We start from the raw sequence: 25,213 nt of genomic DNA on the forward strand, positions 1-25,213 counted from the left end.
CACGACGCCGACCGCCGAGGCGCATCCGCGGCAGACACCCAGCAGACACAACGGAGTTCGGTCCCGGCCAGACATGGCAGTGGAGGAGTGACCGCCCTGTGTACACAAAGTTTCCCCAGGGAGCGCCGCAGCGCACCGACCCGGCGGCGGCCGCCGAAGTGCTCTACGACGCCGTCATCGTCGGCGGCGGGATATCCGGCGCCCTCGTCGCCGCACGGCTGAGCGACGCCGGCAAGAGGGTGCTGATACTCGAGGCGGGCCCGGCCGAGGACCTCACCCTGAGGGGTTACGAGAGTTATCTCGACCGGTTCTACTCGGCCGTCAGCAAGGACAACCAGGCCCCCTACCCGGCCGTCCCCAACGCGCCGATGCCCCGCGGCACCGACGCACGGCCCATCACCCCGGGTGCGCCCGACGCCTCGTCGTACATCGTGCAGAGCGGGCCCTTCGCCACCGACACCACGTACACGCGGGTGCTCGGCGGCACCACCATGCACTGGGAGGGCAAGACGCTGCGGATGCTGCCGGAGGACTTCCGGATGCGGACGCTCTACGGCGAGGGGGCCGACTGGCCGCTCGCCTACGAGGATCTCGCCCCGTACTACAACGAGGCCGAACGCGAGATCGGCGTCTCCGCCGACGTGGAGGACCAGGCGTACCTCGGGATCACCTTCGACGAGGGCTACGTCTTCCCCATGAGGGGGATCCCCCTGTCCTATCTGGACCGGACGGTCGCCAAGGACGTCGACGGGATGCCGGTCCACCTCGACGGGGAACTGCGGGAGCTGCGGGTCCGGCCGTTCCCGCAGGGCCGGAACGGGATACCGAACCCGGCCTACGACGGCGGGAAGGGTTATGTGCCGCAGGGCGCGGTGAGCACGTACCAGGTCGAGGTCGGCGAGCGCTGCCAGGGCAACAACAACTGCGTGCCCCTCTGCCCGGTGCAGGCCAAGTACAACGCCGGGAAGACCCTCGCCGTGGCCCTCCAGAGCGGCCGGGTCGACCTGGTGGCCCAGGCGGTGGCCCACAAGGTGCACATCGACGAGCACACGCGCCGGGTCACCGAGATCGAGTACCGCCGCTACGACCGGCCCGAGAGCCCCGGCTTCACCACCATGAGGGCCCGCGGCCGGCTGTTCGTCCTGGCCGCCAACGCGGTGGAGAACCCCCGGCTGATGCTGGCCTCCGGCCTGCCCGGTTCGAGCGGCCTGATGGGGCGGAACTTCATGGACCACGCCTATCTGCTGACGTGGGGTCTGCTGCCGGAGGTGGCCGGCACCTTCCGCGGCACGAACTGCACGGGCGGCATCACCGACCTGCGCGGGGGCCGCTTCCGCAGCCGCCAGGCGGCGTTCGGCGTCGACATCCACAACGACGGCTGGGGCTGGGCCCGGGGCGCGCCGATGACCGACCTGATCGACCTGGTCGACTCCGGAGGCCGCTACGGCGAGTCCCTCCGCCAGGGCCTGGTGGACCGGGTGTCCCGCCAGTTGCAGATGGCGTTCATGGTGGAGGTCCCCGCCGACCCGGGCAACCGCATCACCGTGAGCCCCGACTTCACCGACCGGCTGGGGAACATGCGGCCCGTCCTCACCTACGACGTCCCCGAGTACACGATGCGGGGGGTGGCGTACGCCCGGCAGCTGTCGAGACGGATCTTCGCCCGGCTGGGGGCCGAGGACCACACCGCGTACGACCCGAACTTCTGGGGCTACGCCGTCCACGACGGTGAGGGGTACGAGATCCGCGGGGGCAACCATCTCGCCGGCACCCACATGATGGGCCGCGACCCGTCGGCCTCGGTGGTCGACGCGGACCAGCGGTGCTGGGACCACGGCAACCTCTACCTGGTCGGCGGGGGAAGCATGCCGACCGTGGGCACGTCGAACGTGACGCTCACCATCGCCGCCCTGTGCCTGCGCAGTGTCCGGGCCATGCTGGCCCAGCTCGACTCCGAGACCGCACCGGTCGGCATCACGGCGGCCGGTACCACCCGGCAGCAGTCCCAGGAAAGGCGGGTCCGGTGACCGTTTCGACCATCGAGAACCGAGACGACCTGGTCAGCTACCTGAACACGGCGATGGCGCTCGAGCACGCGACCATCCCCCCGTACCTGACCGCGTACTACTCCATACGGTCCACCACCAACTCCGACGCCGCCCACATCATCCGGGTGGCCGCGGTGGAGGAGATGCTGCACCTGACCCTCGTCGCCAACGTCCTCAACGCCATCGGCGGGAAACCCGACCTGACCCGCCCCGGCTTCGTCCCGTCCTATCCGGCCTACCTGCCCGACGGGGAGGACGACTTCACCGTCGATCTGCGGCCCTTCTCCCCCGAGGCGATCGAGACGTTCTGCAAGATCGAGCGGCCGGGCAGGGCGCCCAGTCCCGACGCGCGGCTGCTGAGCACACCGGACGGCGGGAACCCGCTCCTGGTCTCCAGCCCCACGGCCGAGGGCATGCGCTTCTACAGCATCGGCGAGTTCTACGAGGAGATCATCGAAGGACTCGAGAAGGTGGCGGCCGGCGATCCCGGACTCTTCCGCGGGGATCCGGCCCTCCAGGTGGGGCCGGAGTACTTCTACTCCGGCGGCGGGACCATGATCGTCGTCTCCGGCCTGGAGTCCGCCCAGAGCGCGCTCCGCTTCATCGCCGCCCAGGGCGAGGGCCTCGACTCGGGCATCTACGACGCGGACGGGGAACTGGCCCACTACTACCGGTACCGGCAGTTGCAGCTCGGGCGGTACTACCAGGTGGGCGACCACCCGGGTGCGCCTTCGGGACCTCCGCTGAGCATCTCCTGGGACGACGTGTACAAGGTGAAGGTGAGCGCCCGGCTGGCCGACTACCCGCCGGGTTCGGAACTCGCCCGTGTCGCCGAGGACTTCAACGCCGAATACGGCGCTTTCCTGGCCCTGCTCACCGACGCGTTCAACGGGCGGCCGGCCCTCCTGCAGGACGCCGTCTGCGAGATGTTCCGCCTGCGCGACGGGTTCGCCCGGCTGGTGCGCACCCCGCTGCCGGGGAGCGACGGCCTGCACGCCGCGCCCACCTTCGAGATCCCCGGCGCGGCCGGGCCCGAGCCGCGGGACACGGTGGACGCCGCCGGGACGATCCGGGCGGTGACGCGATGACCGCCCCGTCGTTCGAGGAGTTCCTCCTTCTGTCCGCCGGTCTCACCGCCTTCGAGGAGACGGACCTGCTCGGCACCGGAATGGCCCACAGATATCTGGCGAAGGTGCGGGCCGCCTGCGGCGACGAGGTCGTCAACGGCCTTCTGGACGCCCACCGGGCGGCCCGGTCCGACGCGGCCGGTGGTGCCGGTGGTTCCCGTGGAGCCGACGGCTTCCGCGGTGACGGTGCTGCCGGTGGTTCCCGTGGTGCCGGGAGCCGTGCCCGGCACCCGCTCGACCGGGACCGGTTCGACCGGGCCCTGCGCCACCGGATCTTCAGCGACGACCGGCTCGGCCCGGTGGCCCGCAATGTGATCAAACTCTGGTACGCCGGGATGTGGTACGCGCTGCCACCCGAGTGGACCGACCGCTACGGCGCCCGGAGTGCGGCGGGCACCTCCACGGTCACCGCGGCCTCCTACCAGGAGGGACTGCTGTGGCGGGCCATCGGGGCCAATCCGCCGGGCGCCAAGGCACCCGGCTACGGCTCCTGGGCCCAGCCGCCCCGCATCGCGGAGCGGTATCTGAAAGGGGCGACACGATGACAGAGCTGGCCGACCGCCTCAGCCCGGACAAGGTGAAGCTCGGTGTCTGCTGCACCCTGTGGTGGAACGACGACTTCGACACGATCGACGCGGGTATCCCCTTCGGCCAGGCCGTGAGCGAGATGGCGCTCGCCGGCTTCCAGGGCTGCAGCATCGGGCACAAGTACCCCTCGGACGCCGCCGAGCTCAAGGCCGCCCTCGATCTCCGCGGTCTGCGGGTGTCCGAGCCCTGGACGAGCACGTACTTCACGATCGGCAAGATGCGTCGGAAGACGATCGCCTCGTTCGAGGAGACGCTGGCCCACGTCAGGGCGCTGGGCGGGACCGAACTGGTCGTGGCGGAGTTCGGCGCCTCGTCGCACCTGCTTCCGGTGGACGTGTTCGCCAACCGCCCGGTCTTCACCGACGCCCAGTGGGACGCCCTGACGTCGGGCCTGGACGAGCTCGGCTCGATCGCCCGCTCGGCCGGGATGAAGCTCAGCTACCACCACCACATGGGCACCGGCGTCATGACCCGCGCCGACATCGACCGGCTGATGACCTCGACCGATCCGGACCTGGTGCATCTGCTGCTCGACACCGGCCACATGGCCTTCGCCGGCGACGATCCGCTGGACCTGGCCCGGGCCTGGGCCGACCGTATCGGCCATGTCCACATGAAGAGCGTCCGGCCCGAGATCGTGAGCCGGGTACGGGAAGAGGGCCTGTCCTTCCAGGAGGGCATCGAGCTGGGTGTCTTCACCGTGCCCGGAGACGGCGCCATCGACTTCCGGCCCATCCTCGAGGTGCTGGCCGACGCGCACTTCCAGGGGTGGCTGGTCGTGGAGGCCGAGCAGGATCCGAACAAGGCCGTCCCGCTCGAGTACGCCAAGAAGGCCCGCGCCTATCTCACCGACGTCCTGGGGTGGTGACGATGAACGCGACACCCGGACGAGACGTGTTCTTCAGCTTCTTCATGTTCACGGCCGATCTGCGGCCGCAGGACACGCGGTACACCCGGATCCTGGTCGACCATCTGAAGGCCCTGACCGACATGGGCTACGACGGCTTCGACGTGCACATCGCCTCCCGGCCCGCGACCGTCGACCACAAGCTCGAGGTCGACCGGTACGCCGGCCTCCGGAAGGCGTTCGAGCGGGCGGGGCTCGGGGAGGCGAAGTTCACCACCAACGTCGGGACCACGCGGACCTTCGACCCGACGTCGCCGTACGAGGAGCAGCGCAGGCAGGCCCTGTCCTACCTCAAGTCACGCGTCGACATCACCCGGATCCTGGGCGGCGACTCCGTCATGTCCGGCCCGTTCATCTACCCCTACGGCGTCTTCCCGCTCACGGACACCGACGAGCCGATCTGGAGCGACGCGCTGCAGGACTGGATGAAGCCGCGCTACCACGCGGCGCGTTCCGTCTTCGAGGAGCTGGTCGAGTACGCCACGGCGCGCGAGGTGCGGCTCGCCGTCGAGCCCGTCAAGAGCTGGGAGACGCCACCGCCCAACATGGTCTCGGAGGTACTCGACTTCCTGGAGGGCCTCGAACAGCCGCAGGGCGGCGTCGCCATCGACACCGCACAGGTCGTGATGGAGAGCCAGGGTCCGTCGGTCTTCAGGCAGAACGTCGCGCGAGCGGTGCGGCAGGACCGGCTCTACTACGTCCACATCTCCGCACCCGACCGGGGCGCCGTGAAGGACAGCTGGATCCCGTGGGACATCGTCTCGGACGAGATCGAGCCGGTGTACCACGGGCCGTACCTGATCGAGGTGTTCAACGCCATCCCGCCGTTCGACAGTTCCATGCGCATGGCGCGCCGCCGTTTCTGGCGCCCCGGCGAGGACGACCCGGTGCCCGGCGTGGACAGCGCCTACGACGTCGCCGGGGCCGCGCTGGAGGAACTGCGGGAGCGGACCGCATAACCCCTCACCCCTAAGGGGCTCTCATGCCGGCTCAGTTGCCAGATCCCATCGTCATGGTCGTGCAGCGGACGGACGACGTCCGCGTCCACACCTGCGTCGCGTCCTTCGCCTACGACAACATCGCGAACGCCACCCACATCATCGAGACCAGAAGCCGGTTGGTGCTCGTCGACGCGCAGTTCCTCGCCCCCTGTGCGAGGGCGTTCAGGGACTACGCGGACAGTCTGGGCAAGCCGATCGAGAGGCTGTACCTCTCCCACCGGCACCCCGACCACTGGTTCGGGCTGGGGGCCGCGTTCACCGACGTCCCGGTCCACGCGCTGCCCGAGACCATGGCCTTCATCGAGGAGCACGGGGAGGAATCGAGGAGCGACCACTGGAAACTCGGTGACCTCCTCCCGGAGCACGTGGTCGTCCCCAAACACGTCGTCGGTCCCGGCGAGGAGACGATCGACGGGGTCAGATACGTCTTCGACCGGGTGACGGACAGCGAGATCGATTACCAGCTCACCCTCAGTCTTCCCGAGACGGGTGTGTACGTCGCACAGGACCTGATCTACAGCGGCACGCATCTGTATCTGACGAAACACATGGACCACTGGATCCGGGTGCTGCAGGACATGCTGGTGTCGGACCACCGGTTGTTCCTGCCGGGGCACGGTCTGCCGGCCGACAAGAACGAGGTCGCCCGCAACATCGAATACCTCTCCACCGCCCGGCAGGCCGTCGGTGACGGGCTGGCGGACGACGCCTTCAAGAACTTCCTGCTCCAGCGGTATCCGGAACGCCGCTGCCCGGGAATTTTCGACATCTACCTGCCCCGGCTTTTCGGCGGCGCGAGCGACTACTGACCACGGAGGTGTTCCCGCCATGAACGAGAGCTGCACGGTAGGACAGTACTTGGTGGACCGGCTCCGTCAACTCGGCCTGGAGCACCTGTTCGCCATCGCGGGCGACTACTCGATCGAATGGCTGAACCGGTGCGTCGCACCGGGCGGCATCGAGATCATCGAGGAAGTCAACGAGGTGAACGCCGGTTACGCCGCGGACGGATACGCGAGGCTGAAGGGAATCGGCGCCCTCTGCGTCACCTACTCCGCTGGCGCGCTGTGTGCCGTGAACGCGGTCGCCGGCGCCTATGTCGAAAAGGTGCCGCTCGTGCTGATCAACGGCACACCGAGTGTCAAGAAGACCATCACGTTCGAGCAGACCGGCTTCAGCGCACACCATTTCATCAGCGGGCGCGAAACAGATCTCCAGTCGTTCGAGCACCTCACGGTCGCAGCCGTACGCATCGACGATCCGGACCTCGCCCCGACGGTGATCGATTACGCGCTGACCAAGTGCATCAGTGAACGACGGCCGATCTACATCGAGTTGCTCCAGGACATGGTCGACCTGGCGTGCGAGCCGCCGAGGGGTGTCCTGAAGCCGACCAGGACCCTGTCGGACGGGACCAGCCTGGACCAGTCGGTCGCACAGATCCGCGCACGGCTCGAGAGCGCCGAGAACCCGCTGGTCTGGCTCGGTGTGGAGATAGACCGGCTCGGCCTCCAGGACAAGGCCGCGAGGCTGATCCAGCAGCTGAACGTCCCCTTCGTCACGGAACTCCTCAGCAAGGCCGTCCTTTCCGAGGACGACGCGCTGTTCGCCGGTGTGCTCGACGGCCAGGCGTCGTCGACGGCCGTGACGGATCTGGCCGCCGCCTCGGACTTCGTACTGGCCCTCGGTGTGTGGCTGACGGACATCAACTCGCTGGGCTGGGAACCGGACTACGACAAGACCGCGTTCGCGTCGTTCGACGCGGTCAAGCTCGGAACCTTCTTCGGCGGACAGGTCGCGCTGGAACATCTGATGGACGGCATCCTGGCGGCGGACATCGCCCCCGGAGCGGGCAAACTTCCGGGGAACTCGGCTCACGGCGCACCGGCCGCGGGCGAGACGGACGCCATCACGTACCAGGGGTTCTACACCTACGTCCAGCAGTACATCGGCAGGAACACCATCGTCGGCGCCGACGCGAGCATGAACTACTTCGGGAGCCTGCTGCTCGAGGTGCCCGCCCCGGGAGGGTTCGTCGTCCAGTCGTCGTACTCGTCGATAGGCTACAGCGCACCGGCCGCGACGGGTATCTGCCTGGCGAAGCGCCCCGACCAGAAGGTGCTGGTCTTCTCGGGCGACGGCGGATTCCAGATGACCGCCCAATGCCTCTCGACCCAGACCCGGTTCGGGCTCGATCCCGTCATCTTCGTCATCGACAACGGCGTCTACGCCGTGGAGCAGTGGCTCGCCGACGCGGCGGTCTTCCATTCCGACGAACCGTTCTACAAGCCGTGTCTGCTGCACCGGTGGAATTACGGCAAGCTGGCCGAGGTCTTCGGCTGCCGGGGGTGGGAGGCCGGCACGTACGGGGAACTGGGGGACGCCGTGCGGGGTGCGCTGGAGAACTCGGACGGCCCGTCCGTCATCCATGTGCGGATTCCTGAGAAATCGATCCCCGACAACGCGAACTGGAAGGCCCATTAGCGGTATCCGGTGAACCACCTACCGAAAGGTGCGCCCCGATGGACGGCTATCCACTGATCGAGAACCACGGTCTCATCGGCGATCTGCAGACCGCGGCGCTGGTGAGCACCGAGGGCGTGGTCGACTGGTTCTGCTCCCCGCGGTTCGACTCGCCGAGTGTCTTCGGGGCGCTGCTGGACGCGGAGAACGGCGGCCACTGCACGGTCCGTCCGGCCCACCGGACCCATACGATCAAGCAGTTGTACCTGCCCGGCACGGCGGTCCTCGTGACCCGGTTCATCACCGAGGCGGGCGCCGGCGAGGTGGTCGACTTCATGCCCGTGACGGGGACGACGGTCACCTTCCGCCACCGGCTGGTCCGTCTGGTCCGCTGTGTGCGCGGCAGCATGACGTTCGAGGTGGAGGTCGCCCCGCGGTTCGACTACGGACGCAGCGAGCACACGCTGGACATCACCCGCAACGGAGCGGTCTTCGCCGCGAAGGACGGCACGGAACTCACCGTGCACCCCATCAGGGAACCGGAGGACGAGCGGTTCGCCGGCGTCCTCACGGACCGGAACGGCGACCTGCACCTCTCGCTGGCGCTGGATGCCGGTCAGCAGCACGGCCTCGTCCTGGAGATGGGCGCCGAGGGGCCGCCCGCCGAGGTCCGCCCGGACGCGTACCGGCAGCTCTTCGACGAGACCGTGGCGTTCTGGCGCTCCTGGCTGGCGCAGTCGCGCTACAGCGGGCGCTGGCGCGAGGTGGTGGAGCGTTCCGCCGTCACGCTGAAACTCATGACCTTCGCGCCCAGCGGCGCCCTGGTGGCCGCTCCGACAACGGCTCTCCCGGAGCAACTGGGCGGAGTACGCAACTGGGACTACCGCTTCACCTGGATCCGGGACGCCTCCTTCTCCGTGTACGCCCTGCTGGGGCTGGGGTTCACGGAGGAGGCGCGGGCGTTCATCGGCTGGCTCGACGACCGGGTCAAGGAGCAGGCCGGCAGCGGCGGGGACACCGGCCCGCTCAACGTCATGTACCGGGTCGACGGCTCGTCCGACCTGGACGAGCAGACCCTCGGCCACTGGCAGGGCTATGCGGGCTCCTCGCCGGTACGGATCGGCAACGGCGCCTCGACACAGCTCCAGCTGGACATCTACGGCGAGGCGCTGGACAGCATCTGCTTCGCGCACCAGCACGGGATCCAGATCGGGCACACGGGCTGGACCGCGATGCGGGCGAACCTGGACTGGCTGGCCAACCACTGGGACCAGGCGGAGGAAGGCATCTGGGAGACCCGCGGCGGACGCGAGAACTTCACCTACGGCCGGGTCATGTCGTGGGTGGCGTTCGACCGCGCGCTGCGCCTCGCCTGGTGGAAGGGCTGGCCGTCGGCGGCCGGACGGTGGCAGACCGAGCGGGACGCCGTCTACGAGCAGGTCATGGCGAAGGGGTGGAGCGACCAGCAGCGGGCCTTCGTCCAGCACTATGGCAGTGACGTACTGGACTCCTCGCTGCTGCGCATGGCGACGGTCGGGTTCCTCAGCGCCGAGGATCCGATCTGGGGGTCGACCCTGGACGCCATCGAGCGGGAACTGGTCAGCGACAGCCTCGTCTACCGCTACAACCCGGACGCCTCGCCCGACGGGCTGCGCGGCTCCGAGGGCACGTTCTCGCTGTGCTCGTTCGCGTATGTCGAGGCCCTCGCCCGTGCGGGGCGGACGGACAGTGCGCGGCTGGTGTTCGAGAAGATGATCGGGTACGCCAACCATCTGGGCCTGTACTCGGAGGAGATCGCCCCGACGGGGCGCCAACTGGGCAACTTCCCGCAGGCGTTCACGCACCTCGCCCTCATCAACGCGGCCCTCACCCTCGACAAGGCGCTCGGCGGACGGTAGTCCGGGCCCGTTCACCCGGCCGGCAGCACGCCGGCCGGGTGAACCATGCGACGCCGCCCGTCCCGGCGCTCTCCGATCAGCCGTCGGCAAGCCCCCGGCCGGGTGACCCGCCCCCCATCGAACGAGTTCGGAATCCGTCGGCCGCCACCCGCCGCAGCCAACCGGCCCTATCGGAACATCAGTTCGCCGATTGCCTCGAAAAAGCCGTGACGCCCTCCGATCCGGCACGTTTTTCAGAGCAGAGTGCCGACCCGAACCCCCGACGGAGGACACCATGCATCCCGTACCCGTGCCGGCGCGTCGGTCTCCCGGATGCGAACAACGGCAGCGCACCGGCCGAGACACCCCCGCTGTCGTGCGGCGTGCCGCCGCCCTCGGCCACCGCGGGGCACGACCGGGTACGAGGGGGACGTCAGCCCGGCCACGGCAGCACGGTGAGCTCCGGCCACTCGTCCCTCCAACGTCGCCGCCCTGGTCATCACCTCGGTCAGAACCTCGTTCCGGGAGAGCACGGACCGCAAGCCATCGAGCCGCTCAACGAGCGGGAGTCGGCCAAGCATCCGTACTCCGTATCACGAACATCCCCTCTCACACGGCGCGTCGGCCGCGGGCAGGCATCCCGGCCCGAGCGGCGGAAGGGTCAGGACCGCGCGCTCCGGAACGCGCGATACCGTCTGAAGATTTCGTGGCTGTCAGGGGTGAAGCGCCACTCCGACAGGGCCGAGCCGAGCTCCGGCTCGGTCAGCCGGCCGTGCCAGGCGACCTCGTCGGGATCGGGGACCACGGCGTCCGGCACCACGGCTTCGTGCACGCCGAGCCAGTGAGGGCTCAGACCGCTGCGGTTGACGAACGTGAACAGTAGGCGCGGCAGCGCACGAATGCCCAGCTCTTCGGCCAGCTCCCGCGCGGCAGCCTGCTCATAGGATTCGCCGACATGTGCGGCGCCACCGACCACGACCTCATAGAACCCGGGGAAGCGCGACACCTGCTCCGACCGCCGGTGGACGAGGATCCGGCCACGATCATCACGGCACAGCGTCACGGCGACCCGATGCAGCCAACCCTCCCGGACGGCCTCCCGGCGGCTGACCACCCCCAGCACACGATCCAGGCCGTCGACACGCTCCACCGATTCATCCACGACGCACACCCTGGCACAGCCCACCGACAACGCCGTTTCCCGATGACACGCGGAGGCCGGACGCGGATGACGACAGTTGTCGTGCGCATACGACACCTATCGTGCTCAGGCTCATCCGTGGTGTCCGCAACCCCCCGAAGGAGTGATCCGACCTGATCGAACGAGTTTGAGCGGCGACACCCCAGAGCCCGCACGGCCCACCCCCGGCATGAGAACTCGCGTTCATCGAATACCCCCCGATCGGGCCGTGACGGGACCAGATCCAGCGCGTTTTTAGAGCATCAGTGCCACATCGACGCCCAGACGGAGGAACGCCGTGCACCCCACCCCCGCCCCCTTGCAGCAGCCTCCCGGAATCGAACGCCGGCCCGGCCTGATCACGTACAGCGTTGACGGCACGCTCACCTCAGAACGTCCGGATACGGGGTGGGCGGCATGAGTGAGCCCACCGATGCATCAGCCGACAGCGTTCCGGGACCGCGCACCACCCCCGCAGCGCCCGTCGCCTCCTCCACCGCGCCGTCCGCGTCCGCCCCCTCGGCGGCGGCCGGCACGCCCCCGGCCGCTCCCGAGCCGCAGATGCGGTACGTCGACCTGACCGGCAGCCGCGAGGCAGCCGGCCGTTCGATCCGGATGCGCGACATGGCCCGACGCCTGCCGCAACTGGTGCGCCGCTCGCTGGCCCTGGCCTGGCGCGTCGACCGCCGGGCGACCGCCGGCCTCCTGCTGTGCCAGACCGTCACCGGCGTGATGCAGGCCCTGGGCCTGGTCGCCATCGCCGGCACCCTGACCGCCCTGCTGCGCGACGGAGACGTCTACCACCGGCTCCTCCAGGCATGGCCCTCCGTCGCCCTGCTCGCCGGTGCCGCCGGCGTGCGTGCGCTCCTCGGCATCACCGTCAACTGGCTCTCCTCCCGGCTGGGCCCGTTGATGTCCCGCGAGGCCGAGCAGATGCTGCTCACCGGCTGCGCCGAGGTCGAGTTGTGCGCGTACGACGACCCCGGCTTCAACCGCGACCGCGAAGCCGCCGACCGCGGCGCCCAGGTCACCGGCGACCTGATCAGCGAAGGCCAGGACCTGATCGCCTCGGCCGCCGGCTTCCTCGCCGGGGCCCTCGTCCTCGCCGGCGTGCACTGGGTCCTTCTCCCCCTCCTCGTCGCCGCCAGCCTGCCGCAAGCCCTGGCCCAGGTCAGCGCCGCGCGCGTCCGCTACCTGGCGAACCTCCGCAGCAACGGCGACAACCGGATGCTGTCGGTGTTGCGCTGGCACATCTACACCAAGGACGCCGCCGACCAGATCCGCGCCGGCACCATGACCGATTTCCTCTCCGGCCGGTACCGGCACACCGTCGCCCGCATCAACCACGAGGACCGGGCCGCGGCCGACCAGGGCGCCCGGATGTCCCTGCTCGGCGCGGTGTGCGGAGGTCTGGGGTCGGCGGTGGTGTGGGCGGCTGTCGTGTGGCTGCTCGCCACCGGCCGCATCAGCGTCGGACATGCCGGCACGGCCGTCTTCGCCCTGCAGACCGTCGGCATGTCGGTCCGCGGCCTGGTGGCCGTCGGCGCCCGCGCCGTACGGACCGGGCTGTACATGGACGACTGGACCGGCTTCCTCGACAAGGCCGGCGGCTTCCGCATGCGCCGGGGCCCGCACCGCCCCGAGCCGCCGGAGACGATCGAGGTCAGGTCGGTCACCCACCGCTACGCCGGCAAGGACGGCGACGCCCTGTCCGACGTCTCCCTCACCCTGCGCCGGGGCGAGGTCACCGCGCTGGTGGGATTCAACGGCTCCGGCAAGTCGACGCTGTCGAAACTGGTCAGCGGCCTCTACCTGCCCACAGGCGGACAGGTGCTCTGGGACGGCGTCCCCACCGGCGACTGCGACCCGCAGGCCCTGTGGCAGCAGGTCGCCCTCGTGCCGCAGAACTACGCGCACTGGCCGCTGACCGTGCGCGAGAACGTGACCCAGGGACAGCCCACCACGCGCGGCGACGCGGCCGTCCACGAGGCGTGCGAGGCGGCCGACGCCGACGAGGTCGTCGACAAGCTCGGCGCCGGCCTGGACACCCTCCTGGCCCGCGAGTGGCTCAACGGGGAGGAACTCAGCGGCGGCCAGTGGCAGCGCATCGCCCTGGCCAGGGCATTCTTCCGTCAGGCCGGGCTGCTGGTCCTCGACGAGCCCACGGCCAACCTCGACCCCCGTGCCGAGTTCCGCATCTTCCAGCGGCTGAGGACCCTCGCCCGGGACCGGGCGGTGCTGCTGGTGACCCACCGCATCACCAATGTCGCCATCGCCGACCGCATCGTCGTCCTCGACGAAGGCCGCATCGTCCAGGAGGGCACCTACGCCCACCTCTCCCGACAGCCAGGCCTCTTCCAGCAGTTGCTGTCCTACCAGATCACGTCCGAGCCGGACGGTGACAAGCAGGAGACCCCCGCATGAGCCGCCCCGACGCCCCCTCAGTGCCCCCCGAACCGGCCGCCTCGACGGCCGCGGACCTCTCAGCCCTCCCCTTCCGCCGTCCCGAGGTGATGACGTGCCGCTCACCCGCTCCGACATCCGCACGACCACCGAGGCGTACCTGGCCCGGCAGCCGCACGAGCGGGCACCCCTCGCCGGTCGGCTGACCGGCCACCCCAACCACGTATGGCTCTGTCGGTGCACGTGGTTCCACCAGAATCGGTCCGGCTTGGACCCACGTACGTGTTCGGTTCCGGCCTGGCGACCACAACGGAAGGACGTACCTCTCGAGAATATCTGATGACACGTCAGTAAAGTCGGCAAAGGGTCGGCAAGAGTCCTGCCGCGGCCGCCCGCGGACGGACATACCGTGGAATGCCGCACCGCCCTCGCATCGGGCTTGCAGCACTCCCGGCCGCTCTTCCGGACGCGACGGGACGGCGACCCGTGGGGAGACAGCGAGTCGCCGGCCTGTCGCCGTTCAGTCGGGCATCGCGCCAGGTCAGCGAGCCCTTCCCCGGGGCTTCAGCGGTGTCGCCGGGAGGGCGGGGGCCGGTAGCGGGGCGCCGTCGTAGCCCTTGACCTCTCCGAAGCGGGTGCCCTCCGTCCAGTCCTGGCGGGCCTGTTCGATCTCCTGCTGGGTGCGGCCGATCCAGTTCCAGAACATGATCAGCTCCTCCTCGAAGGGTTCGCCGCCCAGGAGCATCAGGCCGGCCTCCGAGTCCGCGCGGAGCGGGAGTTCGGTGCGGCCGCAGCCGAGGTAGAGCATCGAGCCGGGCAGCAGCGGTACGCCGTCGACGTGGGCCTCGCCGGACATGGACAGCACCGCGTACTCGAAGTCCGGTTCCAGGGGCAGGCGGACGTCGGCTCCCCCGGTGAGGGCCAGGTCGGCGCCGACGATCGGGGTGTACGTCGTGCCGGGCGAGGCGGCGCCGTCGATGGTGCCGAGGATCATGGTGGCCGTCAGGCCGGGTGCGGTGACGACCGGCAGCTCGGCGTAGTGTTCGAAGTGCGGGTCGGTGTGGCGGTGGCCGTCGGGCAGGGCGACCCACAGCTGGGCGCCGTGCAGGAGGCGGGCGTGCGGCCTGGGGCTCTCCTCGGAGTGGCTGATCCCCCGGCCGGAGGTCATCAGGCCCAGTTCGCGCGGCCGGATCGTCCGGAGGCTGCCGGTGGAGTCGCGGTGCAGCACCTCGCCGTCGTGCAGCCAGCTCACCGTCTGCAGGCCCATGTGCGGGTGCGGCGGGACCTGCATACCGGGCTCGTCGGCGATGTCGTCCGGTCCGTAGTGATCGACGAAGCACCAGGCGCCGACCATGCGCCGGCCCAGGTTGGGCAGCAGCCGGCGGACCTCGGTCGACTCGCCGAGCCGCACGCGGCGCGGGCTGAGGAGTTCTCGCACCGGCTCCGCCACCACGAAACCGCGGCCGCCGCACACCGCGGGAACCGCCTCGCGATCAAGATTGCTCATGCCGACCAATCTAGGGCCTGTCCGGTGGTTCGGGCCGGAGGAAAGCGGCAGCACCCGTCGGCCCGGGTGGGCGGCGGGGTGGTACGGCCTCGCGGCGCTGTGCGTGCGGACCGCGCCGCCGGGCGGCGGACACCGGATCTCCGCGTCGTCGTGCCGTCCGCGTGACCGCCGCGTGGCATGCTGGCCCGATGGCAACTCCGCGTGATCGTGCACCCCTTGCCGAACGGGTCGAGGAACTTCTCTCCGCCGGTGGTCCGCTGGCCATCGTCGCGGCCGGTGACCCGGTGCTCCGGTGTGGCGCCGAGCCGTTCGACGGACAGCTGGAGCCCGGTCTGCTGGCCCGTTTCCTGGAGGCGATGCGCGTCACCATGCACGCGGCGCCCGGGGTCGGGCTGGCCGCGCCGCAGGTCGGTGTGGGGCTGCGGCTGGCGGTCGTCGAGGATCCGGCGCCGGTACCGGACGAGGTGCGGGTGGCGCGGGGGCGGGTGCCGCTGCCGTACCGCGTGCTGGTCAATCCGTCGTACGAGGCCGCCGGGCCGGGGCGTGCCGCGTTCTACGAGGGGTGCCTCAGTGTGCCCGGCTACCAGGCGGTGGTGGCGCGGCACACCGAGGTGCGGCTGACCGGGCAGGACGAGCGGGGGCGCGCGTTCGACGAGGTGCTCAGCGGCTGGCCCGCCCGGATCGTGCAGCACGAGACGGACCATCTCGACGGGACGCTCTACCTCGACCGTGCGGAGCCGCGTTCGCTGGCGTCGAACGAGGCCGCGGCGCTGCGCTGGTCGCAGCCGACGCCGGAGGCCGCGGCGCGGGAGCTCGGGTTCGAGTTCGAGCCGCCCGCGCCCTGACGTCACGTCACATCGCCATGAAGGGGCGTCAGTTGTCCCGGTACGCCTCCAGCAGGCGCAGCCAGATCTCGCTGATCGTCGGGAACGACGGGACCGCGTGCCACAGCCGGGCGACGGGCACCTCGGCGGCCACGGCGACGGTCGCCGAGTGGATCAGTTCGCTCACCCCGGGGCCGACGAAGGTGACCCCGAGCAGCGTCTCGGTGTCGAGGTCGACGACCATACGGGCGCGGCCCCGGTAGCCGTCGGCGTACAGCTCGGCGCCCGCCACGGACGCCATGTCGACGTCGACCGCGCGGACCCGCCAGCCGGCCTGCTCGGCCTCGGCCAGGGACAGGCCCACGGCGGCCGCCTCCGGGTCGGTGAACACGACCTGCGGTACGGCGGCGTGGTCGGCGGTGGCGGCGTGCGCGCCCCAGGCGTCGGTCTCCAGGACGGGCACGCCGGCGGCGCGGGCGGCGATCGCGGCGCCCGCGACGCGGGCCTGGTACTTGCCCTGGTGGGTGAGCAGGGCGCGGTGGTTGACGTCGCCGACCGCGTAGAGCCAGTCGCTGCCGGCGACGCGCAGGGTGTCGTCGACGGGCAGCCAGGAGCCCGGCTCGAGGCCGACGGTCTCCAGGCCGATGTCGCCGGTGTGCGGGACGCGGCCGGTGGCGAAGAGGATCTCGTCGGCCTCCAGGCGCTCACCGTCGCCGGTGACGATCACGACGGTGCCGTCGTCCCGGGTGACGGACTCGACGGAGGTGCCGGTGCGGATGTCCGCGCCTGCTTCCGTGAGGGCCTCGGCGACCAGTTCTCCGGCGAAGGGCTCCAGGCGCGGCAGCAGGCCCTTGCCGCGGACGAGGACGGTGACCTCGGAGCCGAGGGCGCGGTAGGCGGTGGCCATCTCGGCGGCGACCACTCCCCCGCCGACCACGACGAGGCGGTCCGGCACGGACTGCGCGCCGGTGGCGTTGCGGCTGGTCCAGGGTTTGACCTCGGCGAGACCCGGCAGGTCGGGCAGGGCGGCGCGGGTGCCGGTACAGACGGCGACCGCGTGCCGGGCGGTGAGGACGTGCCGCTCGCCCTCGGGACCGGTGACCGAGACGGTGCGGGGGCCGGTGAGGCGGCCGTGGCCGCGGTAGAGGTCGGCGCCGATGCCGGACAGCCAGCCGAGCTGGCCGTCGTCGTGCCAGTCGGAGGTCTCGTAGTTGCGGTGGGCGAGTACGGCGGCGGTGTCGAGGGGCCCCTGCACCGCCTGGCGCAGGCCGGGGACGCGGCGGGCGTCGGCGCGGGCGATGGCGGGGCGCAGGAGGGCCTTGCTGGGGATGCACGCCCAGTACGAGCATTCGCCGCCGACCAGTTCGCCCTCCACGACCGCGGTGGAGAGTCCGGCCGCCCGGGTGCGGTCCGCGACGTTCTCCCCCACGGGTCCGGCGCCGAGCACCACGACGTCGTACACGCTGTTTTCCGTTTCCGTCATGGGGCCCAGTCTGGTGGGTGGCGTGCGCGGGAGCCACATGGGTAGGTGCGGGGCTGACCGGTGGGTGCGTGCCGGGCGGAATAGCGGCACGGGTGGCCGTGTTGTGCGGACCGTTTCACCCTGACAGGGGGACGACATGAGGAATGAGGGATCTGCGTCATGACCACCACCGTGGAGCTGACCAAGGAGAACTTCGACCGGACGGTCACGGACAACGACTTCGTCCTGATCGACTTCTGGGCGTCGTGGTGCGGTCCGTGCCGTATGTTCGCCCCCGTCTACGAGAAGGCCGCGCGGGAGAACCCGGACCTGGTGTTCGGCAAGGTGGACACCGAGGCGCAGCCGGAGCTGGCGGCGGCCTTCGGCATCCAGTCGATCCCGACGCTGATGATCGTCCGGGACCGGGTCGCGGTGTTCTCGCAGCCCGGGGCGCTGCCCGAGGCCGCCCTGACGGACGTCATCGGACAGGCCCGGAAGCTGGACATGGACGAGGTCCGCAGGTCCGTGGAGGCCGAGCAGGCGAAGGCGGCCGGGCAGGCGGGCGACGGCGAGTAGACCGCCGACGGCGGGCGGCCAACCTGGCGCGCGGACGGGCGGGCGGTACGGAACCCGGCCCGGTCGGCGCGTTGAGCCCGGTCGGCGCGCGGGCCGGCCCGCGCGCCGTGGGTCGATAGGCCTCAGAACGGGTACGTCGCCACGTCCCCGCGCGTCGTCGTCCACCGCAGGTCGGTGAAGGCCTCCACGTTGGCCTCGCCGCCGAATCGGGCGCCGGTGCCGGAGGCGGCGATGCCGCCGAAGGGGGCGACGGCCTCGTCGTTCACGGTCTGGTCGTTGATGTGGACGATCCCGGTGGGGATCCGCTCGGCGAGTTCCAGGCCCCGGGCGGTGTCCCGGGTGACGATGCCGAGGGAGAGTCCGTAGGGGCTGTCGGCGGCCAGGGCGACGGCCTCGTCGGCGGTGTCGAACGGCCGTACGGGGGCGACGGGGCCGAAGACCTCCTCGGTGTACGCCGGGGCGGTGTCGTCGACGTCGGCGAGCACCGTCGGCCGGTAGAACAGCTCCTCGTACGTGCCGCCCGCCGCGAGGCGGGCGCCGTTCGCGATGCTGGCCTCCACCAGGCCGTGCACCTTGGCGAGTTGGGGCGCGTCGATGAGGGGGCCGAGGTGGACCTGCGCACGGTGCGGGTCGCCGACGGCGAGGGAGTCGGCGCGGGCGGCGAGGCGTTCGACGTACTCGTCGTAGCGGGAACGGTGGACGAGGTGGCGGCCGGTCGTCATGCAGATCTGGCCCTGGTGGAAGAAGGAGCCCCACGCGGCCGTGGAGATCACGGCGTCGAGGTCGGCGTCCTCCAGGACGACCAGGGCGGAGTTGCCGCCGAGTTCGAGGTGGGCGCGCTTGAGACGGCGTCCCGCGGCCTCGCCGACCGCGCGGCCCGCGGCGGTGGAGCCGGTGAAGGAGATCACCGGGACCAGCGGGTCGGCGACCAGGGCCTGGCCGGTGCCGGCCCCGCCGGGCAGGACGTGCAGCAGGCCCTCGGGCAGGCCGGCCTCGGCGAAGACGGCCGCGAGGGAGAGACCGCCGCAGACCGCGGTGCGCGGGTCCGGCTTCAGCACGACCGCGTTGCCCAGGGCGAGGGCGGGGGCCACGGAGCGGATCGACAGGATCAGCGGGGCGTTGAACGGGGAGATCACCCCGACGACGCCGACCGGGATCCGGCGGGTGTACGACAGCCGGGGTGCCTCGGTGGGCAGTACCTGGCCGGTGGGGCGGGAGGCCAGGGTGGCGGCCTCGTAGCACTCCTGGGCGGCGACGTGCAGTTCGAAGTCCGCCTTGCCGGGTATGGAGCCGGATTCACGGACGAGCCATTCCCGCAGTTCACCGGCGTGCGCGGTGAACAGGTCACCGGCCTTGCGCAGTACGGCCGCACGGACGAAGTGCGGGGCGCGCGCCCACTCGCGCTGCGCGGCGCGGGCGATCTCGGTGGCCGGGGCGACGTCCTCGGCCGCGGCGAGGGTGACGGTGCCGAGCGCCTCGCCGGTGGCGGGCTCGGTGACGGTGTACTCAGGTCCCGACAGGGGGCGGGGGTGGGCCGACTGCCAGGTCTTCGGCTCGAGCAACGACATGGCCAATGTGCTCCGTTCGATCACCGCGGACTCTCGTGGGCCCTGCCGTCAGGGCCCAGCGCCGGCGGCCGGTCCGGCCGGCCGCCGTGTGACGGGGTGCGGTGAGCCGGGGCAGACAGGAGCCGCATCCGGTGCTCGAACGCATCCCCGTCTGAATGAGCGTGCAGCATCTTAGTCATGATCGAGCGCGAACGTGCCTGCTGTTGTGCCCTGTACTGCACCAACTCGCTTTCTTCGTAGACATGTTGTCCGGAAGGGTGCCATGCCTTTCGTGAACCGGGCGCTTGGCCGGAGCCGTTCAGCTGGATTCGCGATGCACCACCGCCGAGTCGAGCACCCGGTACGTCTCGGGCGCGGCACCGGGGTCGCGGACCGCGCGGTCGACCAGTTCGGCGAGTTCGCGGCCCGACGGCACCTCCAGACGGACGGTGCTGAGCCTGGGGCGCAGCAGCCGGCCGAGCGTCAGGTCGTCGGCGCCGATGACGGCCGTGTCCTCGGGGATGCGGACCCCGTCGTCCTGGAGGGCGCGCATCAGCAGCATGGCGTACTCGTCGTTGAAGGCGAACACCCCGTCGATGCGGAGTTCCCGGCGGCGGGCCGCGAGCCGCGCCGCGGACTCCTCGTCGTAGGCGAGGGGCAGTTCGGTCAGCGTGGCGTCGGTGCCCCGCAGGGCGCGGCGGGCGCCCGCGAGGCGGGGCCGGGAGAAGATCTCCAGGCCGGGTTCCTCGGGGACGACGATCCCCAGGCGGCGCCGTCCGCGGACGCGGAGGTGCTCCACGGCGCGGTGGCCGATGGCCTCGTGGTCCATCAGAAGGGTGTGGGCGCCCTCCAGGCGTTCGGGTCCGAGGGTGACGACGGCGCGGGCGCCGGAGCGTTTGAGTACGGCGACGCCCTCGGCTCCCAGCCCGGGTCCGGGCACGATGACGGCGACGGGCCGCAGTTCGGCCCAGGCGCGGGCGGCGTCGTCACCGCGCAGGCCGGCGGTGCCGTAGTGGACGACGGTGTAGTCGAGGCGGCCCAGCGCCCCTTGCAGGTCGCTGATGAACTGGCTGTAGAGGGAACCGACCGGGACGGCCGGGGCGGGCAGCAGCACGATCCGGCTGTGTCCGGCGCGCAGGCTGCGGGCGGCCGCGTGGGGCACGTAGCCGAGTTCCTTCGCGGCCTGGTGGACGCGGCGCCGGGTGGGCTCGCTGATCCGTACGGCGCTGGTGTTGTTGAGGACGTAGGAGACGGTCGCACGTGAGACGCCGGCCAGGCGGGCCACGTCGGCGCTCGTGGGAACGGAGCGCTGCGCGGGCGTCGAGGCGGCGGACGTATTCGGTATCTGCACCATGACGTACGGCATCTTGGCAGAAGCCGGGGCGGCGCAGTGCGGCGGGGTAACGGTCGTCACAAGAACGGCATGAGGGCGGTGGTCCGCCGCCGGGAACGGGCGCCCCCGGAAAGGGGCCGGGGCCGGGAAGGGACTGCAGGCGGAAAGGGGCCGCGGGCGGCAACGGGACCACGCCCCGGAGGGGACGGGTCCGCGACCCGGAGGGGACGGCGGTCAGCAGGCCGGCGGCTCGGTGCGGGTCACCCGGGCGACGAGGTCGGTCCAGCCGGCCTCGAGCCGTTCCAGCGGTATCCCGCGCTGCCTGGTCAGGTGGTGGACGAGCGCCGGGTCGAGGCGGTCGAGGAGGGTGTGGGCGAGGAGGTCGCAGTCGGCGTCCGGCACGATCTGCCGCAGCAGCATCCTCACGTGCATGTGCAGTGCCGCGAAGGGCGGGTTGGCGAACCGGCGGGCCGGGTCGGGCTGCGCGGCGAGTTGCAGGTCCAGCTGTTCCTCGGTCCGGTAGAGCACCGCCGTGCCGAACGCCCGCAGCCGTTCGACCGGCGGCGCGCCGGGACCCAGCGGGGGCGGTCCGGCGAGGAAGTCGGCCTGGAGCCGGCGCGCGGAGTGGTCGAGCAGCGCCATCAGCAGTCCGGTGCGGTCCCCGAAGCGCCGGAAGACGGTCCCCTTGCCCACCTGGGCGGCGGCGGCCACCGCCTCCATCGTGACCCCGGCGACGCCGTGCTCGGCGATCAGCCGGGTGGCCGCCTCCAGCAGGCGGGCGCGGTTGCGGGCCGCGTCGGCGCGCAGGCACGGCTCGTCGGGGGCAGCCGCCTCGAGTTCCAGGAACCGGGGTGTGCCGACGGGTTCCTGGGGCTGCGGGAAGGGCGGCAGTGCGCGGGACATGAAGACAGCGTAAAGCATGGGAACAAAACTGGACCCCGGTCCGCTTAGGATGCTAGACATAAGAAACGGACCCCGGTCCGGATTATTGCGGCGGTGTTACAGGGCAGGCCGTGCGCCCGTCCTGCACCCGTCGGGTGCCTCTTTCTGTGCCCTTTCTGCCCCCCTTGGAGTTCCCATGTCTGTTCGCATCCTCGCGCTCGTCGGCAGCCTCCGCGCCGGTTCGCACAACCGTCAGCTCGCCGAGGCGGCCGTCAAGCTCGCGCCCGAGGGCGCCGAGGTCGTCCTCTACGAGGGCCTCGCGGACATCCCGTTCTACAACGAGGACATCGACGTCGAGGGTGACGTCCCGGCCGCCGCCGCGAAGCTGCGCGAGGCCGCCGGCGGCGCCGACGCGTTCCTGCTGTTCTCCCCCGAGTACAACGGCACGATCCCGGCCGTCCTGAAGAACGCCATCGACTGGCTGTCCCGTCCGTTCGGCGCCGGCGCCCTGACCGGCAAGCCGGTCGCCGTGATCGGCACCGCCTACGGCCAGTTCGGCGGCGTGTGGGCGCAGGACGAGACCCGCAAGGCCGCGGGTATCGCGGGCGGCAAGGTGATCGAGGACATCAAGCTCTCCATCCCCGGCTCCGTGGTCCGCTTCGCCGAGACCCACCCGGCCGACGACGCCGAGGTCGCCGCCCAGGTGACCGACGTCGTCACCCGTCTGCAGGGCCTCGCGGGCGAGCCCGTCGCGGTCTGATCGTCCCACGGCGCGCCGGAGGGGGCCGGGGACCGCTCGACGAGCGGTCCCCGGCCCCCTCCACGCATCCGCCGGGTCAGGCGATCCCGGCCAGCCGCGTCACGGCAGGCGCCGCGAACCGCTCGATCCAGCCGGCGGGTTCGTCCACCCTGGGGGCGAGGACGACGGTGTCGACGCCGAGCCCGGCGTACGGGGCGATCTCCCGGGTGAACGCGTCGAGGTCCTCCTTCCCGACGCCCTCCCCGAAGTGGACGATCGTCTTGCGGATCGCGTCGTAGTCGCGCCCCAGCGTGTCGCAGTGGCCGCGCAGCACAGCGAGCTTGTGCCGCAGTTCGCCGGCGTCGGCGACGATCAGATTGCAGGCGTCCGCGTACTGCGCGACCAGCCGCAGGGTCTTCTTCTCGCCCGTGCCGCCGATCATGATCTCCGGGTGCGGGGAGCTGACCGGCGCGGGCACGCACAGCGTCTCGGCCAGCCGGTAGTGCTCGCCCTCGAAGGGCCCGTTGTTCTCCGGGTCCCACATCTGGAGGCAGATCCGCAGGGTCTCCTCGAGCCGCTCGAACCGTTCCGCGAGCGGCGGGTAGGGCACGCCGAGGCCGTGGTGCTCACGGTCGTACCAGGCGGCGCCGATCCCCAGCGTGGCCCGCCCGCCGGAAAGCACGTCGAGCGTCGTGGCGATCTTCGCGAGCAGTCCCGGGTGGCGGTACGTCACCCCGGTCACCAGCGCGCCGACACGGACCGTGGAGGTGTGCCCGGCGAGATAGCCGAGGGTCGTGTACGCCTCCAGCATGGCGTCCTCGGCGCCGCCGTTGAACTCCATCTGGAAGTAGTGGTCCATCACCGACAGCCAGCCCACCCCCGCCGCCTCCGCCGCGGCACCCACCGCGGCCAGTTCCGGGCCGAGCGCGGGCCCGCCGCCCGGGTGGTTGAACCGGTTGATGTGCACACCCACACGCATGGCTGGCTCCGTCCGACGCGTCCTGTCGCAGGGCGGTGAGGCTAGCCGCTGGAGCGCTCTCGAAGTCAAGCCCGCCCCGGCGGGCCGTCCCTCCGGCGGCGGCCGGGGTTACGGTGAACGGGTGACGTCCGATTCGTCCGCGGCCGGTACGGCGCAGCCGTCCGGCCTGGACGCGACGACCGCGCTCGCCTCCCTGGGCGACGAGTCGCGGCGCAGGCTGCTGGACTTCGTACGGCGTGCCCCGCATCCCGTGACCCGCGACGACGTGGCCGCGGCGCTCGGGATGTCCCGCAAGCTGGCGGTCTTCCATCTGGAGAAGCTGGTGGCGTCGGGGCTGCTGCGGTCCGGCCGCGGCGGGCACGGCACGCCGGGCGGCGGCCCGCACCGGGCCGGGCTCGGCCGCCGTTCCCGGCTCTACGAGCCCGTCCCCGGCACCCTGGCCGTACGGCTGCCTCCGCACCGGCACGAACTGCTGGCCTCGCTGCTGGCCGAGGCGATCACCGCGCAGCGGCCCGGCGAGAGCGCCCGGGAGGCGGCGCTGCGGGTGGCGCGGGAGCGGGGCGGGAGGCTCGGCGCCCAGGCGCACGTGAGCGGGGTCCGGGCCGTGCTCGGCTCGCTCGGCTTCGAACCCGCGGAGGAGGGCGCCGGGCGCACGGTGCTGCGCAACTGCCCGTTCCATCCGGTGGCCGCGCAGGCGCCGGACCTGGTGTGCGGCATGAACCACGCCTTCCTGCGCGCCTATCTGGCCGCCGCGGGCGAGGACGACCGGCTCACCGCCGTCCTCACCTCCCGTCCCGGTCTGTGCTGCGTCGAACTGCGCCGGACCGTCACGGCCGAGGACGGCGTGAGCGGTACGGCGTGGGTCAGGGGGCCGTGCCGATCGGAAGGGCGTCCTGGTAGCCGTTGACGGGCTTGGGGACCTTCTTCACCGTGCGGGCGTCCAGCGCGGCGGGGGCAGAGGCGGTGCCCAGGGTGCCGCCGGGGTGCCAGGTGCCGGTCACCGAGACCCAGGTGTCGGCGGCGGGCGCCGGAAGGCCGTGGACGCGTATCTTCACGGACTGGGCGTCCGCCGCGCAGCAGCTGAGGATGATCCGGGTCAGGTCCCAGGAGCCGCCGCCCTTGACGGGCGTGACGAAACCGGTCATCAGGACGGTGCGGCCCTTGATGGCCCGCCGGCGGTCCTGCTGCACCCGCTCGGTGAAGTCGGTGAGGGTGATCGGCAGCGGTGAGGTCGCGGGCAGCGGATCGAACGCGTCCTGCCGGGTCACCTTCCGGGCGTCCTCGCGGGAGGCCGTGTACGCCCCGAGGGCGGGCGGGGCGTAGAAGAGCAGGCTGAGCGCCGGGAGCAGGAGCAGCCAGGCGATCCTCGGCAGGGCGGAGTGGTCATGGCCCTCGTGACCGCCCCGGTGCGCCTCGCCGTCACCGTACGTGTCGTCGCCGCCGGGCGCATCGCCGTCGGCGTGGGTGTGATCACCGCCGTGCGTGTCGCCGCCGCGGTGTGCCTCGCCACGTACCGACCAGGCCTCCGCGGCGGCCAGCAGGAGCAGGACCGCGCCCGAGGCGACGAGCAGCGGGCGCATGCCTTCCTTGACGTAGCGGAGGTAGTCGTCGGTGAAGAGGGAGACGTGCAGCAGGCCGAGGCCGCTGAGGGCGAGCAGGGCGGTCCGGGCGAGGTGTCTCACAGCAGTACGCCTCCGATCGCGGCGCTCACCAGGACGGCGACGAGGGCCGTCGCGGAGGAGAACCGGACCGCGAACGCCCGCCCGAACG

Annotated in this window: 21 protein-coding genes; 13 read left to right on the plus strand and 8 right to left on the minus strand. The window is 71.3% G+C overall.

Annotated elements, in window-relative coordinates; translation table 11 throughout:
• Positions 1–98 precede the first annotated feature (98 nt).
• The 8 genes from ABZ862_RS36930 to ABZ862_RS36965 are packed head-to-tail and all read left to right on the plus strand — an operon-like array spanning position 99 to position 10,032.
• The gene (locus ABZ862_RS36930) at positions 99–2,027 is read left to right on the plus strand and encodes a GMC family oxidoreductase (protein WP_360968512.1); all 1,929 of its coding nucleotides are present in this window, start codon (positions 99–101) and stop codon (positions 2,025–2,027) included.
• Positions 2,024–3,136, plus strand: coding sequence for a ferritin-like protein (locus tag ABZ862_RS36935; RefSeq protein WP_360968515.1), 1,113 nt, complete (start codon positions 2,024–2,026; stop codon positions 3,134–3,136). Before ABZ862_RS36930 ends, ABZ862_RS36935 begins: the two co-directional genes overlap by 4 nt.
• Entirely contained in the window at positions 3,133–3,720 is a 588-nt protein-coding gene (locus tag ABZ862_RS36940) for a hypothetical protein (RefSeq protein ID WP_360968518.1), read from the plus strand. Before ABZ862_RS36935 ends, ABZ862_RS36940 begins: the two co-directional genes overlap by 4 nt.
• Positions 3,717–4,631 (plus strand): myo-inosose-2 dehydratase, encoded by a 915-nt coding sequence (gene iolE, locus ABZ862_RS36945; RefSeq protein ID WP_360968520.1) that lies wholly within the window; start codon positions 3,717–3,719, stop codon positions 4,629–4,631. The genes ABZ862_RS36940 and iolE overlap by 4 nt, the downstream gene beginning before the upstream one ends.
• A gap of 2 nt (positions 4,632–4,633) precedes the next feature.
• On the plus strand, positions 4,634–5,629 hold the full coding sequence (locus ABZ862_RS36950) for a TIM barrel protein (protein WP_360968523.1): 996 nt from the start codon (positions 4,634–4,636) through the stop codon (positions 5,627–5,629).
• 23 nt (positions 5,630–5,652) lie between these two features.
• Positions 5,653–6,480 (plus strand): MBL fold metallo-hydrolase, encoded by an 828-nt coding sequence (locus tag ABZ862_RS36955; protein ID WP_360968526.1) that lies wholly within the window; start codon positions 5,653–5,655, stop codon positions 6,478–6,480.
• A gap of 19 nt (positions 6,481–6,499) precedes the next feature.
• On the plus strand, positions 6,500–8,155 hold the full coding sequence (locus ABZ862_RS36960) for a thiamine pyrophosphate-dependent enzyme (protein ID WP_360968529.1): 1,656 nt from the start codon (positions 6,500–6,502) through the stop codon (positions 8,153–8,155).
• 38 nt (positions 8,156–8,193) lie between these two features.
• Positions 8,194–10,032: a glycoside hydrolase family 15 protein gene (locus ABZ862_RS36965; protein WP_360968531.1), complete on the plus strand. Its 1,839-nt coding sequence runs from the start codon at positions 8,194–8,196 to the stop codon at positions 10,030–10,032.
• A 640-nt stretch (positions 10,033–10,672) separates the two neighbouring features.
• Here ABZ862_RS36965 and ABZ862_RS36970 read toward each other — a convergent pair.
• Positions 10,673–11,182, minus strand: coding sequence for an NUDIX domain-containing protein (locus ABZ862_RS36970; RefSeq protein ID WP_360968535.1), 510 nt, complete (start codon positions 11,180–11,182; stop codon positions 10,673–10,675).
• A 570-nt stretch (positions 11,183–11,752) separates the two neighbouring features.
• Here ABZ862_RS36970 and ABZ862_RS36975 point away from each other — a divergent pair.
• Positions 11,753–13,615 carry an ABC transporter ATP-binding protein gene (locus tag ABZ862_RS36975; RefSeq protein ID WP_360968578.1) on the plus strand — a complete coding sequence of 621 codons (1,863 nt, stop codon included), beginning with the start codon at positions 11,753–11,755 and terminating at the stop codon, positions 13,613–13,615.
• Positions 13,616–14,135: 520 nt separating this feature from the next.
• Here ABZ862_RS36975 and ABZ862_RS36980 read toward each other — a convergent pair.
• Complete coding sequence (locus ABZ862_RS36980) at positions 14,136–15,101, minus strand: pirin family protein (RefSeq protein ID WP_360968538.1); 966 nt, start codon at positions 15,099–15,101, stop codon at positions 14,136–14,138.
• A gap of 188 nt (positions 15,102–15,289) precedes the next feature.
• Between ABZ862_RS36980 and ABZ862_RS36985 the strand changes: the two genes are divergently transcribed.
• Positions 15,290–15,946 carry a peptide deformylase gene (locus tag ABZ862_RS36985; protein WP_360968541.1) on the plus strand — a complete coding sequence of 219 codons (657 nt, stop codon included), beginning with the start codon at positions 15,290–15,292 and terminating at the stop codon, positions 15,944–15,946.
• 28 nt (positions 15,947–15,974) lie between these two features.
• Here the strand turns inward: ABZ862_RS36985 and ABZ862_RS36990 are convergent, their stop codons facing one another.
• A complete protein-coding gene (locus ABZ862_RS36990; protein WP_360968544.1) occupies positions 15,975–17,408 on the minus strand; it encodes an NAD(P)/FAD-dependent oxidoreductase in 1,434 nt (477 codons plus the stop codon).
• Between the two features lie 159 nt (positions 17,409–17,567).
• On the opposite strand from ABZ862_RS36990, the gene trxA reads away from it, so the two are divergent.
• Positions 17,568–17,963 carry a thioredoxin gene (gene trxA, locus ABZ862_RS36995; protein ID WP_360968546.1) on the plus strand — a complete coding sequence of 132 codons (396 nt, stop codon included), beginning with the start codon at positions 17,568–17,570 and terminating at the stop codon, positions 17,961–17,963.
• A 122-nt stretch (positions 17,964–18,085) separates the two neighbouring features.
• Here the strand turns inward: trxA and ABZ862_RS37000 are convergent, their stop codons facing one another.
• The 3 genes from ABZ862_RS37000 to ABZ862_RS37010 form a co-directional block, all read right to left on the minus strand.
• Positions 18,086–19,531, minus strand: coding sequence for a benzaldehyde dehydrogenase (locus ABZ862_RS37000; protein ID WP_360968549.1), 1,446 nt, complete (start codon positions 19,529–19,531; stop codon positions 18,086–18,088).
• A 298-nt stretch (positions 19,532–19,829) separates the two neighbouring features.
• Positions 19,830–20,864 (minus strand): LacI family DNA-binding transcriptional regulator, encoded by a 1,035-nt coding sequence (locus ABZ862_RS37005; protein ID WP_360968553.1) that lies wholly within the window; start codon positions 20,862–20,864, stop codon positions 19,830–19,832.
• 213 nt (positions 20,865–21,077) lie between these two features.
• A complete protein-coding gene (locus ABZ862_RS37010) occupies positions 21,078–21,764 on the minus strand; it encodes a helix-turn-helix domain-containing protein (protein WP_360968556.1) in 687 nt (228 codons plus the stop codon).
• Positions 21,765–21,921: 157 nt separating this feature from the next.
• Here ABZ862_RS37010 and ABZ862_RS37015 point away from each other — a divergent pair, with 157 nt between their 5' ends.
• On the plus strand, positions 21,922–22,485 hold the full coding sequence (locus ABZ862_RS37015; protein WP_360968558.1) for an NAD(P)H-dependent oxidoreductase: 564 nt from the start codon (positions 21,922–21,924) through the stop codon (positions 22,483–22,485).
• 76 nt (positions 22,486–22,561) lie between these two features.
• Here the strand turns inward: ABZ862_RS37015 and ABZ862_RS37020 are convergent, their stop codons facing one another.
• Positions 22,562–23,443 carry an LLM class F420-dependent oxidoreductase gene (locus ABZ862_RS37020; protein ID WP_360968561.1) on the minus strand — a complete coding sequence of 294 codons (882 nt, stop codon included), beginning with the start codon at positions 23,441–23,443 and terminating at the stop codon, positions 22,562–22,564.
• A gap of 121 nt (positions 23,444–23,564) precedes the next feature.
• On the opposite strand from ABZ862_RS37020, the gene ABZ862_RS37025 reads away from it, so the two are divergent.
• Positions 23,565–24,350 carry a transcriptional regulator gene (locus tag ABZ862_RS37025; RefSeq protein ID WP_360968564.1) on the plus strand — a complete coding sequence of 262 codons (786 nt, stop codon included), beginning with the start codon at positions 23,565–23,567 and terminating at the stop codon, positions 24,348–24,350.
• On the opposite strand, the gene ABZ862_RS37030 is transcribed toward ABZ862_RS37025, so the two are convergent.
• Complete coding sequence (locus ABZ862_RS37030) at positions 24,307–25,125, minus strand: TIGR03943 family protein (RefSeq protein WP_360968567.1); 819 nt, start codon at positions 25,123–25,125, stop codon at positions 24,307–24,309. The two genes, ABZ862_RS37025 and ABZ862_RS37030, sit on opposite strands and share 44 nt — an antisense overlap.
• Positions 25,126–25,213 lie beyond the last annotated feature (88 nt).

Origin of the sequence: Streptomyces sp. NPDC047000 (assembly GCF_040644295.1) — a bacterium.
Taxonomy (GTDB): Bacteria; Actinomycetota; Actinomycetes; order Streptomycetales; family Streptomycetaceae; genus Streptomyces.

Bases quoted from the DNA above. Each gene is read 5' to 3' on its own strand.
- ABZ862_RS36940 (WP_360968518.1), top strand. From the start codon at position 3,133: ATGACCGCCCCGTCGTTCGAGGAGTTCCTCCTTCTGTCCGCCGGTCTC.
- iolE (WP_360968520.1), top strand. From the start codon at position 3,717: ATGACAGAGCTGGCCGACCGCCTCAGCCCGGACAAGGTGAAGCTCGGT.
- ABZ862_RS36950 (WP_360968523.1), top strand. From the start codon at position 4,634: ATGAACGCGACACCCGGACGAGACGTGTTCTTCAGCTTCTTCATGTTC.
- ABZ862_RS36955 (WP_360968526.1), top strand. From the start codon at position 5,653: ATGCCGGCTCAGTTGCCAGATCCCATCGTCATGGTCGTGCAGCGGACG.
- ABZ862_RS36960 (WP_360968529.1), top strand. From the start codon at position 6,500: ATGAACGAGAGCTGCACGGTAGGACAGTACTTGGTGGACCGGCTCCGT.
- ABZ862_RS36965 (WP_360968531.1), top strand. From the start codon at position 8,194: ATGGACGGCTATCCACTGATCGAGAACCACGGTCTCATCGGCGATCTG.
- ABZ862_RS36975 (WP_360968578.1), top strand. From the start codon at position 11,753: ATGCGGTACGTCGACCTGACCGGCAGCCGCGAGGCAGCCGGCCGTTCG.
- ABZ862_RS36980 (WP_360968538.1), bottom strand. From the start codon at position 15,101: ATGAGCAATCTTGATCGCGAGGCGGTTCCCGCGGTGTGCGGCGGCCGC.
- ABZ862_RS36985 (WP_360968541.1), top strand. From the start codon at position 15,290: ATGGCAACTCCGCGTGATCGTGCACCCCTTGCCGAACGGGTCGAGGAA.
- ABZ862_RS36990 (WP_360968544.1), bottom strand. From the start codon at position 17,408: ATGACGGAAACGGAAAACAGCGTGTACGACGTCGTGGTGCTCGGCGCC.
- trxA (WP_360968546.1), top strand. From the start codon at position 17,568: ATGACCACCACCGTGGAGCTGACCAAGGAGAACTTCGACCGGACGGTC.
- ABZ862_RS37000 (WP_360968549.1), bottom strand. From the start codon at position 19,531: ATGTCGTTGCTCGAGCCGAAGACCTGGCAGTCGGCCCACCCCCGCCCC.
- ABZ862_RS37005 (WP_360968553.1), bottom strand. From the start codon at position 20,864: ATGGTGCAGATACCGAATACGTCCGCCGCCTCGACGCCCGCGCAGCGC.
- ABZ862_RS37010 (WP_360968556.1), bottom strand. From the start codon at position 21,764: ATGCTTTACGCTGTCTTCATGTCCCGCGCACTGCCGCCCTTCCCGCAG.
- ABZ862_RS37015 (WP_360968558.1), top strand. From the start codon at position 21,922: ATGTCTGTTCGCATCCTCGCGCTCGTCGGCAGCCTCCGCGCCGGTTCG.
- ABZ862_RS37020 (WP_360968561.1), bottom strand. From the start codon at position 23,443: ATGCGTGTGGGTGTGCACATCAACCGGTTCAACCACCCGGGCGGCGGG.